At 59.9% G+C, this 15,949-nt stretch carries 9 protein-coding genes; all 9 read left to right on the top strand.

All coding sequences use genetic code 11. From position 1 onward, the window contains the following. The first annotated feature begins 70 nt into the window (after positions 1–70). Positions 71–1,900 carry an ABC transporter ATP-binding protein gene (locus DXA43_RS00725; protein WP_117758198.1) on the top strand — a complete coding sequence of 610 codons (1,830 nt, stop codon included), beginning with the start codon at positions 71–73 and terminating at the stop codon, positions 1,898–1,900. Continuing rightward, a complete protein-coding gene (locus DXA43_RS00720; protein ID WP_117758197.1) occupies positions 1,893–3,791 on the top strand; it encodes an ABC transporter ATP-binding protein in 1,899 nt (632 codons plus the stop codon). Before DXA43_RS00725 ends, DXA43_RS00720 begins: the two co-directional genes overlap by 8 nt. A 216-nt stretch (positions 3,792–4,007) precedes the next feature. Beyond that, positions 4,008–5,045, top strand: a complete 1,038-nt coding sequence (locus DXA43_RS00715) for a hypothetical protein (protein ID WP_117758196.1) — start codon at positions 4,008–4,010, stop codon at positions 5,043–5,045. Positions 5,046–5,280: 235 nt separating this feature from the next. Continuing rightward, positions 5,281–6,336, top strand: coding sequence for a GTP 3',8-cyclase MoaA (moaA, locus tag DXA43_RS00710; RefSeq protein WP_233508830.1), 1,056 nt, complete (start codon positions 5,281–5,283; stop codon positions 6,334–6,336). A 4-nt stretch (positions 6,337–6,340) separates the two neighbouring features. After that, positions 6,341–7,645, top strand: coding sequence for a molybdopterin-guanine dinucleotide biosynthesis protein B (gene mobB, locus DXA43_RS10565; RefSeq protein ID WP_117758195.1), 1,305 nt, complete (start codon positions 6,341–6,343; stop codon positions 7,643–7,645). 265 nt (positions 7,646–7,910) lie between these two features. After that, positions 7,911–9,191, top strand: a complete 1,281-nt coding sequence (locus DXA43_RS00700) for an MFS transporter (RefSeq protein ID WP_158564916.1) — start codon at positions 7,911–7,913, stop codon at positions 9,189–9,191. Positions 9,192–9,402: 211 nt separating this feature from the next. Next, positions 9,403–10,224 carry an HAD family hydrolase gene (locus DXA43_RS00695; protein WP_117758193.1) on the top strand — a complete coding sequence of 274 codons (822 nt, stop codon included), beginning with the start codon at positions 9,403–9,405 and terminating at the stop codon, positions 10,222–10,224. Between the two features lie 573 nt (positions 10,225–10,797). Further along, positions 10,798–14,220, top strand: coding sequence for a Spy0128 family protein (locus DXA43_RS00685; protein WP_147344705.1), 3,423 nt, complete (start codon positions 10,798–10,800; stop codon positions 14,218–14,220). Further along, positions 14,213–15,883 (top strand): isopeptide-forming domain-containing fimbrial protein, encoded by a 1,671-nt coding sequence (locus DXA43_RS00680; RefSeq protein WP_117805977.1) that lies wholly within the window; start codon positions 14,213–14,215, stop codon positions 15,881–15,883. The genes DXA43_RS00685 and DXA43_RS00680 overlap by 8 nt, the downstream gene beginning before the upstream one ends. Positions 15,884–15,949 lie beyond the last annotated feature (66 nt).

The following is a 15,949-nucleotide window of genomic DNA, read 5'->3' as shown; positions in this document are numbered from 1 at the left end:
CTTGACACCGCCGCATGGCGCGCCATAATACGTGGGTTTGCGAACAACGTTTGATGGGGGATGAACCTGCGTGCGCAATCTCAAGATTCTGTTTTCCTATCTGGGGGCATACCGCCGCGATGCCATTCTCGGCGTGTTCTTTGTGACGGCCGAGACGGCGCTCGAGCTGTTTATCCCGGTCATCATGGCAAATATCATCGACGTGGGCGTGCCCGCGGGCGACATCAACTACATGCTGTTGCAGGGCGCGTATATGCTGGTATGCGCCGCATGTTCGCTGGTACTTGGCTTGGGCTATGCACGCACGTCTGCTCGCGTCGCCTCGGGGCTGGGCGCTAACCTGCGCGAGGCCGAGTATCGCAAGATCCAGACGCTCGCTTTTGGCAATCTGGACAACTACGACGCCAGCTCGCTTGTCACTCGCATGACCACCGACATCACCGTGATTCAAAACGCCGTAGGTAACGGTTTCCGCCCCATGGTGCGCGGGCCGGTAAATCTGGTCATGGGCCTCGTCTACGCTTTCGCGCTCTCGCGCGAGCTCGCGGCGGTCTTTGCCGTCATTCTGCCGATGCTCGCCATCGTGCTCGGTATCATTACCGTGCGCGTGAGCCCGCTCTACCGCCAGCTGCAGACCTCGATGGACCATCTCAACGGTGTGGTGCAGGAGGACCTCACCGCCGTGCGCGCCGTCAAGGCGTACGTGCGTGCCGAGCACGAGGAGGCCAAGTTCGATGCCGTCAATACCGAGCTTGCGCGCACCGCGACGAAGACCTTTGGCAACGCCGTGCTCAACCTGCCGGTGTTTCAGCTGTCGATGTACGTGGCAGCGCTTTCCATTCTGTGGATCGGCGGGCGCATGATTCTTGCCGGCGAGCTCGGCGTGGGCTCGCTCACGGGCTTTATGAGCTATGTGCTGCTGATCATGAACTCGCTCATGATGATTTCCAACGTGTTTTTGCTGCTCACCCGCGCACTTGCCAGCGTGGAGCGCATCTCACGGGTGCTCGACGAGCGTTCGCTTATCCAAGCGCCCGACGCTGCCGCTGCCGTGCACGGGGTGGCCGACGGAAGCATCGAGTTTCGCGACGTGTCGTTTAAGTACCGCGCGGATGCTGCCGAGGATGTGCTCGAGCATATTGACCTTTGCATTGAGGCAGGCTCCACGGTGGGCGTGCTCGGCGGCACGGGCTCGGGCAAGAGTTCGCTTGTGCAGCTGATCGCGCGCCTGTACGACGCCACCGAAGGCGCCGTACTCGTGGGCGGGCGCGATGTGCGCGATTACGACCTGGTTGCCCTGCGCGACGCGGTGGGCATTGTGCTGCAAAAGAACGTGCTGTTTACGGGTACCGTGCGCGAGAACCTGCAGTGGGGCGCGCCCGATGCCACCGACGAGGAGCTCCTGCGTGCCTGCCGGGCGGCATGCGTGGACGAGTTCCTGGATCGCATCGGCGGCCTTGACGGCTATCTGGGCCCGGGCGGTGCCGGTGTCTCGGGCGGGCAGAAGCAGCGCCTGTGCATCGCGCGTACATTGCTCAAGCATCCGCGTGTGCTCATCTTTGACGATTCGACCAGCGCGGTCGATATGGCGACCGACGCCAAGATCCGCGAGCATATCGCTCAGATTCCCAACACGACGGTGATTGTCATTGCGCAGCGCATTGCGAGCGTCATGGATGCCGCCCGCATTATTGTGTTGGACGACGGCCGTGTCCACGGCGTGGGCACGCATGAGGAGCTGCTGGCGGGCGACAACATCTACCAGGAGATTTATGCCTCGCAGATGGAGTTCGCTGGGAACGCAGACACCGGCGACGGCTGCGACGATCGCTGCGCGAACGATCAGTTTTCCTCCGTCCCCAGCGAATCGCCCTTGGAAGGGGGTGAGCGCCATGCCTAAGACCGCAGCCCAAGCACGCCCTGCCGACCTCAAGCGCACTGTGCGTCGCTTGCTCTCCTACATGGGGCATGCCAAGTTCTCGTTGCTCGCGGTGGGCGTGCTCGCCTCCGTCGCCGCCATCGCGAGCCTCGCCGGCACCTACATGGTGCGCCCCATCGTTAACGGTTTGGCCACGGGCGGGGAGGAACTGCTCGCCAAGCAGGTCATCCTGACGGCGATCATCTACGCCGTGGGCGTACTCTCCGCTCTGGGCTACTCGCAAATTATGGTGCGTGCGGCCCAGCGCGTGGTATCCGATATCCGCCGCGACCTGTTCGCGCACATCCAGACGCTGCCGCTCAGTTATTTTGACAGCACGCGCTCGGGCGACATCATGAGCTTCTTTACCAACGACGTCGACACCGTCTCCGAGGCGCTCAACAACAGCTTTGCCAACGTGATTCAGGCGAGCATCCAAATGGTCGGCACCACGGCTATGCTCATCATCCTCAACTGGCAGCTCACGATTATCACGCTCGTGTGCGACGCGGCCATTGTGCTGTACGCGCGCTACTCGGGCATGCGTTCCAAGCGCTTTTTTGCCGCTCAGCAGGCGTCGCTGGGCGATTTGGACGGATATATCGAAGAGATGGTCTCGGGCCAAAAGGTCATCAAGGTCTTTAATCACGAACAGGCCAACGTGGCTGGTTTTGACGTGCGCAACCAAGAACTGCGCCGCACCGGTGGCGCCGCGCAAGCCTACGCCAACTCGATGGTGCCCATGACCGTGGTGATCGGCTATGCCAACTACGCCGTCGTCGCCGTGGCGGGCGGCATGCTCTGCATCAAGGGACTCGCCGACGTAGGTGCGCTTGCGAGCTATCTGGTCTTCGTACGCCAGGCCGCCATGCCCATCAACCAGTTTACGCAGCTGGGCAACTTCTTGCTCAATGCGCTGGCCGGTGCCGAGCGCCTGTTTGCGGCTATGGACCTTAAGCCTGAGGTGGACGAGGGCTGCGTGGAGCTGGTGCAGACGGGCGACGCCTCGTGGGCGTGGAAGATTCCCGAGGGCCAGGGCGTGGGCGCGTACGGGCACTTGCATGATGTGGCTGCCGTTGATGAGTCGGGCCGTGCGGTGGCTGCCGACGGTACCGAGCTCACGTGCGGCTTGGTCCCGCTTGCCGGCGACGTGCGCTTCCATGCCGTGGACTTTTCCTACGTGTCGGGCACCCGTGTGCTCACGGACCTCAACCTGTTTGCCAAGCCGGGGCAAAAAATCGCGTTTGTGGGCTCGACGGGCGCCGGAAAGACGACCATCACCAACCTCATCAACCGCTTTTACGAGGTCGATGACGGCGAGATCACGTACGACGGCATCGATGTCAAGCACATTGCCAAGGCCAGTCTGCGTGGGTCGCTCGGCATTGTGCTGCAGGACACGCACCTGTTTAGCGGCACCATTGCGCAGAACATCCGCTTTGGCAAGCTCGACGCGACCGACGAGGAAGTGCGCGCCGCTGCCGAGGCAGCCTGCGCGGATTCGTTTATCCGCCGCCTGCCTAGAGGGTACGACACGCCGGTCACGGCCGACGGCGCCAACCTGTCGCAGGGCCAGCGCCAACTGCTCGCCATCGCGCGCGTGGCCGTTGCCGACCCGCCGGTGCTCATCTTGGACGAGGCCACGAGCTCCATCGACACGCGTACCGAAAAGCTCATCGAGCGCGGTATGGACCGCATCATGCGCGGACGCACCACGTTTATGATCGCGCACCGCCTGTCCACCGTCCGCGACGCCGATGCCATCATGGTCCTTGAACACGGCCGCATCATCGAGCGCGGCACGCACGAAGAGCTGCTCGCTCAGCACGGCGAATACTGGCAGCTCGCGCATGGCTTAAAAGAGCTGGATTAACCCGTTCGAGCACGATGCTTTGAGCCCTCCGTGCCCCCTCACCTAGCCTCAAACCATCACAACATTCGACGTTTTTCGCCAAAATCGAGAAAAGCATCGAATGTTGTGATGGTTTTTCTGCCACTCGGCCGGGTGGAATCGCTTTCTTGTGCACGAAGGTGTGCGGACCCGTGGGCAGGGGAATAAGGTTGGTTATCCGACTCCATTGGAGGGCTCATGGACCTGCCGATCGTCTTGTCCCATAAGACTGCCTGGCTGTACCACAACGTGGCGCGCCCGTCCGAGCCGCTCTCGCGAGCAAGCAGCCTATACGATGAGGACTCGCTTGCTAGCGAGGCGGAGCCGACTGCGAGCCTGCCCAAATTGGGACTCGATGCCAAGGGACTGAGGGCTTCAACGGCAGTTGGGATCGTTACCGACTATCTGGTTTCGCTTGGTATTCCACGAGAAGAGCTCGATCATATCGACACGCTCGTCAACTTCGATTTTGAGCGCTCGACGCCGGCTGGATTTAGGTGCCACGTGTTTGGGGCGCCGGTACCTCCAGGCCATCTTATCGAGGTGGCAGAGGGCCTTCTAGTGGTTGATGAGGCCATGTGCTTTGTTCAAGCGGGTTCGTGGATGAGCGAGCCCGAGCAGCTGGAATATGGCTACGAAATCTGCGCCCGATACCATTTGAATCATCTGTCGACGGACGATTATGTCGAGATGGGGCAGAGGTATACCGTTGCCGACTTGATTGCCTATTGCAATGAGAACCGATCTCGTCAGGGGGCTATACGCGCGGCCGCCGTGCTCAGGCGCGTGCACGATGGCGCGCGATCGCCCATGGAGACGGCCACCGCAATCATGGTCGTAGCAAAACGTTCCCAGGGAGGGCTGGGATACGCCAAGATCGAGCTCAACCATCGGGTTGATGTTCCCAGCGAGTTCAAGTATCTCGCAAAGGCCGGGTATTTCGAGATCGACGTATATGCACCTGCGAGCGGTACGGGGATTGAATATAACGGCTCGGACCATCTTGATAAACAGCGCAGCGCGTCGGATGCGGAGCGCATGACCGTGCTGAGCGCGCTGGGCTTTAGGATGATCGTCCTCACCGGGACTCAGTTTGCCCATCAGCTGCAATTGCACCGGGCGATGAACGCCATCGCGCTTGCGATAGGCCTTAAGTGCGACCGAAGCGAAGCGTTCCAGAAACGTCAGAACGACCTGCGAGAATTCGTGATTCGGCACTGGGACGGCGGCCTCTAGGGGCGTTTTGGTCCTTCTACGGGGTGCCGTGGGCAGGCAAACCATCACAACATTCGACGTTTTTTGCCAAAATCGGGAAAAGCATCGAATGTTGTGATGGTTTGTGTGCTGAGGATGGGCTTGGGAAGTTCGTTTTGCTCGAAGCGACCTGTCCTGTCGTACGGGTGTCGGCGTGATTCTCCCGTGGGGTATTATGTTTTCCGAAGAATAAAACGCCGCGTGAGGGGAGGCCTGCGTGGACGGACACGTGCAACATGACGGCTTTGGCCGCGATATCAACTACCTGCGTATTGCCGTTACCGACAAGTGCAATTTCCGCTGCATTTACTGCATGCCGGCCGATGGCGTGGCGCCCCGCGCGCACGACGAGCTGCTCAGCGCCGAGGAAATCGCCCGCTTTGTGCGCTTGGTAGCGGGGGAGGGCATTCGCCGCGTGCGCCTGACGGGCGGCGAGCCGCTGGTCAGCCGCCGTATCATTCCGCTTATTCGCGACATCCGCGCGATTCCGCAGATCGAGGACATCTCGCTTACCACCAACGGCGCCTTGCTGCCCAAGCTGGCGCCGCAGCTCAAAGACGCGGGGCTTAACCGCGTCAACATCTCGCTCGACACGCTCGACCCCTTGCTGTTTGGAAAGATCACGCGCCTGGGTCGGCTCGAGCAGACCATGGCCGGCATCGACGCGGCGCTGGCTTGGGGCTTTGAGCCCGTTAAGGTCAACTGCGTTGTGGTGCGCCGACTCAACCAGGATGTGGCGGCCCTTGCGCGGCTCACGCTCGACCGCCCCATCCACCTGCGCTTTATCGAATACATGCCCATTGGCGACGAGCGCACGAGCTCGCATTGCGCTGTGGACCCGCATGCGCCCGCGCTCAATCCCGAGCTGTGGGACGCGAGCGATACCGTGCCGAGCGACGAGCTGCGGGCGCGCATCAATGCCGGGGCCGCCGCGGTGGGACTGGGCGACCTCGAGCCGCTCGACATCAACGACGCTCCTGCCGGCGCGGGCCCTGCGCGCTACTGGCGCTTTCCGGGTGCGGCGGGAACGGTCGGCTTCATCAGCGCCATGTCCAATCATTTTTGTGCGAACTGCAACCGTCTGCGCCTGACGGCCGATGGCAACGTGCGTCCGTGCCTGTTCAGCGATGCCGAGTATTCGGTGCGTGAGGCGCTGCGCCGTGGTGATGATATGCAGGTACTTTCGATTTGGCGCGATGCTGTGGCCCACAAACCGCAGGAACACGCGATAATTGAGGGCACGCAACGATTTATGTCCCAAATCGGAGGATGATCATATGGCCAAGAGCAGGTACGCCGATGCCACCAAGGCCGCTCGCAGGGCCGCGATGTCTGCCCACAAAGTCACGGCTGCGGCGAATGCTGGCAACGCCGACGCGTCCGCGCAGCCGACTGCCGGTGCTGCCACCGAGCCCGCCCGTGACGCCCGTCGCGACGAGCTCACGCACGTGGACGCCAAGGGCGAGGTGCGTATGGTGGACGTGTCCGACAAGGCCGAGACCCATCGCATTGCCATCGCCGAGGGCACCATCCTCATGCACCCCGAGACGCAGGCCATGGTGCTGCAGGACCGCGCTAAAAAGGGCGATGTGCTTGCTTGTGCGCGCGTGGCGGGCATCATGGCCATCAAGCGCACGAGCGACATCATCCCCATGTGCCATCCGCTGCTCATTACCAAGAGCAAGTGCGACATTGCGCCCATCGCTCCGGCGGGGACGCCGGCCGAGGACGTGCCCGAGGGCTGGGCGCCGGCGCGCGTGGACGGGCAGGTTGGCTTTCACGTACTGGTTACAGCTGGTGTGACGGGCAAGACCGGCATCGAGATGGAGGCCCTGACCGGCGCGAGTGCCGCGTGTCTGACCATCTATGACATGTGCAAGGCCGTCGATCGCGGCATGGAGATCGTCGACGTGCGCCTGCTGCACAAGGAGGGCGGTCGCTCGGGCGTGTGGGATCGTGCCGAACGCCAGGCCGCTACTGTTGAGGCCGTGGGAGCCGCGGGCAATGCACCCGCGGGCACACCCGTCGCCGTTGCGCCCGCAGCTCCGGCACCGGCCGTTCCCGCGATCGCGTTTATCGGCTACCAAAACTCGGGCAAGACCACACTCGTCGAGAAGGTCATCGCCGAGCTCACACGCCGCGGCCTGCGCGTAGGTTCGCTCAAGCATCATGGGCATCATGGCTTTGATATCGATGTGCCCGCTAAGGATACGTGGCGCCATCACCAGGCCGGATCCAAGCACGTGGGACTCATCTGCGCCACGCGCTGGGCGGAGTACGCCGATACGCGCGAGGAGGACGAGATGCTCGCGCGCGAGCTGCTGTCGCGCTACAACGATGTTGACGTGGTGATCATCGAGGGCTACAAGACCGAGGGCTTCGACAACATCGTGGTGGCGCGCTCCGGTGTCGACCGTCTGCGCGGCAAGAGCTCGCTCGATCTGGTCGACGGTCACACGCTGGCCCTTGCCTGCAACGAGGCCCTGGCGCGTCAGGCCTTCGACGCCGGCTTTGCGACCCGAGCCATCAACATCAACGACGCCCGAGCCATCTGCGACCTCATCCAAGATCATCTGGCCTAAAACCTGCCAAAAAGGGACAGGTTTGTTTTGGCAGGTTTTATCTGGGCAGACGTCACTTCCACCACAAAGGGGCCAGGCACCTTTGTGGTGGTTTTTGCTTTGGTAGATGTGTGGGACATGCCTTACAATCTACCAAGTAGTTCATGACGGGCGAAAAACGGAGAAAAGGGGCTTGATGCGTCCTTAATGTTTCATGCGGATTGATTGATTTGACAGACGGTGGCGAATGCCCGCCGTCCGCATTCGTATGAAACAAGGAGTCTCCATGCTCGCCTCCCTTTTCTCAAAGCCTCAATCATCGCTGTCCGCGCAGGCCAAGCGCCTGGTGGCGATGCGCTTTCTCATCTACACCGGTTTTCAGACCAGCTACTTTATCGGCGTCATCGGAACGCTCACCTATGCGGACGGCGCTTCGGTCGTCGCGACATCGCTGGCCGTCCTGTTCATGAACGTTTTCGTGATCCTGGGATCCTTTGCGGGCGGTGCTGCGCTCGATGCATGGGGTCCGCGCCGCCATTTCTTGCTGAGCATCGTCGGTGCTCTTGCAACTGGCACGGCAATCATCGCCTTTGGTAGCGCGACCGGCGTCGTCCTGCTCGGCGCGGTGTTTCTGGGCTTTGTGATGGGATTCGCCCAGCCCATCGCCACGTCCTATCCGGCCTACCTCACCGACGATCCTGTCGAGCTCAAAGACATCAACTCCGCCATCGCCATGTTTTCAAACGTGAGTATCATCGTTGGCCCCACGCTGGGTGGCTTTGTCGCGGCTGCTGCGTCGTCGCGCGCGGTGTTTGTTCTCATGATGCTCTTTACCGTGCTGGCGCTCATCGCCGGTTGGGGCTTTAGGCCGCAGACCAGCCATGTCGTCGGGGATGCGGATGCCGATTCGGCGGAGGAAGGGGAGCGTGCGGGACAAAGCTCCAACCCCAGCACATCCACCCGCGCCACCTTCGCAGCCAGCATCAAGACAGTCTTCACCAACAGTGTCCTCGCGCTACTTTTCTGCATCATTTTTCTTTCGAACTTTGGCTACGGAGCCTTCGATCCGCTCGAGTCGTTTTTCTATCGCGATGTCCTACGCGTCGGCGTTGAGTGGATGGGCTGGCTCTCGTCGGCCTCGGGCGTGGGCGCGGTGCTGGGTGCCGTGCTCGCGCTCCGCTTGCCGCCGCACTTGGTCAACCTAAAAACGCTGCTCGTGGCACTTATGTCCGTGGGCCTGGGAAGCCTGCTCTATGTGGGGACGCCGTACGTGGGTGTGGCCCTTGTCGGTCAGGTCGCCCTGGGCATAGCTTGGGGTGTCGTCAACCCGTTCCACAACACCATCGTGCAAACGACGGCGCCGCTCGAGCAGCTTGGTCGCGTCAATTCGGTCATGGGCTTTGGCAATATGTTCGCTGGCGTGGCCCCGCTGGCGATTGCTCCGTGGCTGGCGGCGACGTTTGGCGTGCAGCAGACGCTCATCGGAGCAGGCATGGTCGTGACGGCAGTCCCCGCGGCGTTGCTGCTGTTTGGGCGCCGGCATTTTGATCGTGCCGCAAGGCAGTAAAGACCATCACAACATTCGATGAAAATCGCGATTTTGCCGAAAAACATCGAATGTTGTGATGGTTTGGCCCACAAACGCCACTTCCCCCACAAAGGGGGCCAGGCACCTTTGTGGTGGTTTTTGCTTTGACGGGCCGCGCCTGTGCCTTGGTATACCATGTACGCCGTTTGCGAATACACCCCACACCGCCGCACAACTCAGAAAGGCCCCCATGGACGCCACCTTCAGCCACATCAAAGCCGTGTTCTGCGATATCGACGGTACGCTGCTCACGAGCCGGCACACGGTGTCCCCGCGCACCGTGGCGGCGATCCGCGCCCTGCGCGAGTGCGGCGTGCTCTTTGGCCTGTGCACCGGGCGCGACGCCCACGCGACCGAGGCCATGTACGAGCTCTGGGGCATCGAAGGCTTGGTGGACGTGCTCGTGGGCTGCGGTGGTGCCGAGGTCATCGACCGCGCGCACGACATCAACGAGCTGAGCTATCCGCTGTCGGGCGAGACCATCGCGCGCATCTGCAAGCACATGGCGGACCTTCCGGCAACGCCCGTCTGCCCCCGAGACGGCGTGTTCTACGTGCCCGAGAGCAACGCGTGCGTCGAGCACCTGTCGCGCGTCGACGGCGTGCCCTACCAGGTGGTCGATTTTGCCGAGTTTTTGCGCGAGCCACAGCCCAAGGTGATGTTTACCATGGCGCCTGAGGTAATGCCGCGGGTGATTGAGCGGGCGTCGACGTTTGCCGATAACACCGTTAAGGCGGCGGCTCTGCAGACCACGCAGCGGCTCTACGAGTTCATGGATCCGCGCGTGTCCAAGACGCGCGGCCTGGTGCGCGTGGCAGAGCTCAACGGCATGGAGCTCCAGAACATCTGCGTGTTTGGCGATGCCGATAACGACACCTGCATGGTGGCTGACGCCGGCGTGGGTGTGGCCATGGCAAATGGCAGCGATGCCACTCGCTCCGCCGCCGATTTTGTAACCGCGAGCAACGACGAAGACGGCATCGCGATCTTTATCCAGGAGCACCTGCTGTAGCACCGGGGAAGAACCACCACAATAGGTGGCAGGCATCTTTGTGGTGGCCTCAGGCGATTTGGGCGAATTGCTACCTAGAATCTGCACGAAAATTCAAATATAGTTGTCTGAACATCATGCTTCTAACCACCGGTGGGTTAAAGATATTCTCATCAGTTTGGTAGGATATTCCTTCCGGTTAATGACCTACCGCTCACGGTCGATTTTCGACCGTTCACAGGATGTTTGCTCTTGAGCAAAAGGTTGTGCAAATAAATAAAATGCTATTAAAAAACTGATAACTAACTTAATTACCGGTAGAAACAAAAAATAGATAGCGAATAAACGAAGGTAAATCTGAGTAAATGTCAAGAGAATTAAGAACTTGCACAAAAATGTCGGTTTTGCTGCTCAGATGTTTAAACAATCGTTATAATTGCATCACTTAGCGAGCGCAATTACAGATTGCGCAGATACGTTTGATAGGGAAAGAGCAAGATCGCGGTCTCTTGGGGAGGAGACATCGATGAAAGCGAATTCAGACAAATCTAAGCAGAGTAAAAAAGCGACGCGCCGTGTACTGGCAGGCGTTTTGTGCGGAGCCTCCGTTTTGAGCCTGGTACTGTCGCTCGTCATGCCCCCGATCTCGCAGGCCATTGCCAACGATGCCCAGGCAGCTCCTACCGAGGAAACTGTGATGGGGGGGGTTCTTCAAGTGAGTCTACTGATGTAGAAAACACTACTAACGGGGATGCCGAAAACCAGAATAGTGATGATGCCGAGGATGACGCGAGCGAGGATACCGTCGACGCAGACTCGGCTGCTGATGGTGCGGAAGCCAAGGGTGCGGATGACGGTGCTAACGGCGAGGGCGCAATCTCACTTGCTGCAGAGAATGAACCGACTCATGAAATTAGCAGCGGGACAGATCTGAAGTCAAAGCTCCTTAACAAGGATCTACGCGATGGAAACGGTGCTGCTACTTTTAAGCTAACTGCCGATATTGAGTGCGACGATGAGATTCGGCTTGAAGGGGCAAACACCAAGATCACCTTGGACTTAAATGGCTTCAAGATTAAGCACGATAGTAGTGCCAGTCCGTTGTTCGATGTTGCAGATTATGCGACGCTTACGGTCATGGATTCCGGGAAAGTACCGGAGAAAGTTGCCGACGGCCAGCAGCTGCAAGATAAGGACGAGCACCTGACACCTGAAAATTATGGCAAGACGGCAATAATGTCTTATGACGGTAATGAAGTTCCGGAAGATCTTACCTATTACGTAACCGAATCGGCTGCAAGTGGTGTAGGTACCACTGAGAAGATCAAAGAGTACAAGGCGACTATTAAGGGTGCAATTGTTGGAGTCACCAAGAACTCCAAGATGAGGCTCATTAACGTTTACCAACATGGCACGTTTAACCTCGAAAGTGGCGCTATTACGCAGAAAAAGGACTGCAACGTCGGCAACCTCATCTATGCCGAGAACGGCTCTGCCGTCAATATGAGCGGCGGATACGTTTGCGGCGCTTCCGGCTCGGGTGACGGCGCGGGCATTATGGTATCCAACGAGAAAGGCGACGTCTCGACCCTTAAACTGACTGGCGGCGTCATTGCCGGCAACAGCGCTAATAGGGGCGGTGGTGTGTATGCCCGTTATTCCGAGGTTGCCATAACTAATGGCATAATCTCCGGTAATAGCACACTCGGCGCGGGACTCGGTGGCGGCATTATGGCCGAGGGCGGCATCGTGACCGTTTCTGATGGCTATATCACGAATAATAGAATGGCTAAGTTCTGCGGCCACGATGGCTGGGGTGACCATGGCGGTGCTGGGCTTGCTGCCAATAACGGCGCCCATGTCACCATTTCCGGCGGCCAGATTACTGGCAACTATTCCGAGGAAGCCGGTGGCGGCGTTTACGTTACCGATGTGGATCGAAATGAGGAGTCTTCTCGTTCTGGAATGGCGTGGCTGAATATCACGGGAGGAATTATTGCCTCTAATGTGAGCAACCGATCCGAGGGTGCCGGCATTCGTGTGGGCCAGATGGTTGACGCGATGATTAACGGAACTACGAGCAGCAAGGTCTACATTACGAATAACCATTGCATGTCTCGCTTTGACTGGGGCGGCGGCGGCATCTTTGTCCAGGGAAACTCGAATGCGGGTAAGGAATATACTGCTGGTAGATTATTTGTATACAACTCGTACATTAGCAGCAATACCGCCGGTGGCTATGGTGGTGGCGTTGCAGTCTGCCCGACGGGCAAGACGCTGGTGACGAACACTGACGGCACTGCAATCTTTGGCAATATATCTGCTGGCGTTGAGCACAATGCTGCTGGCGATGAGCACAATGCCAACGGTTACGATCCGGCAACTAACAGTGGTAATGAAGGCAAGCCCCATCTTTCAAGTGGCGGTAGCGAAAAGAATCAAGATCAAGATGCATACAACTCGGAGAAGTTCCGCGAGAACGGCCATGCCGATTTCTTCCTTGCGGCAAAGGATGGCCATAAGGAACCGCTTGCGGCAATAATCGGCAAGATGCTCGGCGGCGGAGACGCCAAGTATTCGGGAAGCAAAGAGCTCAAAGAAGCTATAAAAATTCCTGCCGATGGCGGCGTGCAGATTTATCGGAGTATCGGATTGACTTCGGATGTTCATGTTGGCGACGCTGAAGCAAATAATGCACAGGCGGCTGCTACAACCTTCATCACGGGCAACTATTCCTGGGACCATGGCGGCGGCATCATGTCGAACGGCGACCTGTACCTAGGCGTGCCTGCGGATACGTACGTCTACCCAAGCCTTAAGCTAAAGGCGTCAAAGGCGCTGAAAAATAAGCAAACCGAAAAAGAAGAAATGCTCACAAAAGATCAGTTTTCTTTCGCGGTTTATCGCAAGGATTCGGATACTGCGACGGCGCCTTCTTGGAAAAATGACTCTTTCAGCGATGGTGACTGCACCTTAGTCGGGTCTGCCAAGAATGACGCTGAAGGTAACATCACGTTTGACCTTGGTGAACAGTTCGTAGATAAGACTGTTGTGGCTAACAAGATTACATACTACTTGGTCGAACAGACCGGTGGAGACTCTGACATTGAGTACGACCACACTGTGTACGAGATCGAGGTGCAGCTCACGGACAACGAAACTTTGCTCATGAATGTGCCGAAGAAGGATGATTCAAGTCAGAACGTTCCGCTTTACGTCCATAACTATACGATTACAAGCGTGAGTGCGACCAGGCGCTCCGGAGGTTCAACAAAAGCGCTGGGCATTATGGAAAGAGACGGCGAAGGCTATTATTCGATTATCGACTCCAACGCGGAAAAGACCTTCACCAACAAGTACACTCCGTACACCTCCAGCGGCTCCTGGACTCCTAAGGCGACTAAGGTCGTTAAGGGTGGCGAGATGAAGGAGTTTACGCTCGAGTTTGCGAATAACCCGGACTTCAACAACGCTCAGACGGTTAAGACTTGGGTCGATGGCGACAAGTCCCAGACGCTTTCGTTCTTAAATGCGTCTGGTGAGGGGATTAAGTACTCGCTCTCTGATATCACGAAGAATCCCTTCACTGCCGGTGATCCTACGGGCCGTGGCGCTTCCAAGACCTTTACGTACTACGTGTGCGAGAAGAATGAAAGTTCGATTTTCTCGCATTACAAGTTCGATCAGTCGGTCTATAAGCTTGACGTAACGATGACGGATCAGAAAGATGGCACGATCGCTGCCACGAATGTGACCTACACCCAGACCAAGGACGCTGACGGCAACCCCATCGACGAAGCCGTTCAAACTCCGGTGAAATACAACGACGGATCCGATACTTCTAAGCCGACCTCCATCCCCACCTTCATCAACACCTACTCCACCTCTTTGCCCCTTTCTGGTATGTCGGGCGTCACTCTGACGTACCTTGCCGCCGCGGCGATGCTTTGCGTCGCTGCGGCCTGGATGCACGTTCGTCGCAAGGCGAGCGCGAAGGGAGGTGAGCGTCGTGAATAAGAAAGTTTGCTCCTTCCCGATCTTGTTTGCGCTGCTTGCCCTCCTGATCGGCATCTGCGCGGTTGTGTTCCCCGCATCCGCGCAGGCCGCGCCGAGTACGACCGGATCCATCACGGTGGGCGGTACCGTGGCGCGCAGCTACAACGCCTACCAGATCTTTAGCGCCAACGTCATCGATGACGACAACGATGCCAAAATCGCCACCGACCTTGTCTGGGCAAGCGACGCCGTGCGCGACGCCGTGCTGCCTGTGCTGCATAGCGCTGGTATGCCCAATTCCCAGACCACCGCGCAGGAAGCTGCCGAGCGGCTCAACACCGATTCCCACCTTACGAGCGCGCTGAGCGCACAGCTCGCTCGTTCCCTCCGGAGCTCTGGCGCCGTGTCCGTGGCCCTCAACGCGGGCACGGCGGCCGAGCTGCCCTGTGGCTACTGGCTCATCGTCGCCGACGACGACGCCATCTCCCAGAACGAGGCCGGCACCGCGCCGGTCATGGTTCTGGTCGGCGGCAGCGCCGTCACCGTCAAGCCCAAGGCCGCCACTCCCAAGGTGGCCAAGCATGTGCTGGAGGACAGCACCGCCGCCTGGGGCAAGGCCGCCGACGCCACGGTCGGCGACGACCTGTACTGGCGCCTCTCGGCCACGATTCCCGCGGGTCTTGCCGCCTACGACACCTACGCGGTGCAGTTCGTCGACACCATGAGCGCGGGGCTCGACCCCTCCAAGGTGGCCGCGAGCATGCGCGTATACGTGGCGGCGGGCGCGGACGGCGGCTTCGACGCCGTCTCGACCGGTAAGGACGGCCGCGTCGGCACCGAGCCCGCGAAGGGCTGGACCGACATCACGGCCCAGTGCGCCACCAAGGTAGCGGCCGACGGCAAGACCTTCACCGTGCGCACCGGCGACCTGGTCGCCGCGCTCGGCGGGGCCGACGCCTTTACCGCGGGCGCCCGCGTGATCGCCGTGTACAACGCGCCGCTCAACAGCGCGTGCAACCACGGCATCGCGAAGGGCAACCCCAACGAGGTTTACCTGCGCTACCCGCGCTCTCCTCTTGCCGACCAGTCCGGCGACGCCGGCTTCACCCGCACGCCGAGCGACGACGCGTGCGCCTACACCTGGGATCTCGCACTCACCAAGCGCGGCAGCGACGGCGACAAGCCACTGCCCGGGGCGGTCCTGAGCATCGCCGACGACCGCGGTCGCACGCTTGCGGCCGACGGCACGTGGGATGCGCAAGGCAAGGTCACCGTCACCACGGGCGAGGACGGCCGCGTGACCGTCTCGGGCGTGGACTCGGGCAAGCTGGAGGTCCGCGAGCTCAAGGCGCCCAAGGGCTACACCGCCTTTGAGGGCACGCGCTGCGTGACGGTCAAGGCCGAGGGCCTGGACGTCGACCAGGTGGCCGCCGCCAAGCCCAAACTCACCATCACGGCCGAGTCGCCCCTGCGCGCCGACAGCGCGGACGGGTCGACGGGCAGCCTGGAGGCGTCGCTCATCAACACGCCCACCGTCACACCCCCTAGCATTACCACCGGAGGCTTTATGCCCTCGACTGGCGATATGGCAATGTACGCCGCGGCCGCCGCAGCGGTCGCGGGAGCCGCGCTCATCGTGGTCGCGCTCCTGGTCAAGCGGGGAGGTGGCAGTCATAAAGAGTAGCTGGCAGCCCCACAGAGAGCGGGGCGAGACGTAGCGAAGTAGATGCTAAGACACAGACAGATGATG

This window comes from Collinsella sp. OF02-10, assembly GCF_003463445.1.
Lineage (GTDB): Bacteria > Actinomycetota > Coriobacteriia > Coriobacteriales > Coriobacteriaceae > Collinsella.
This window is presented reverse-complemented; position numbering and strand designations above follow the sequence as displayed.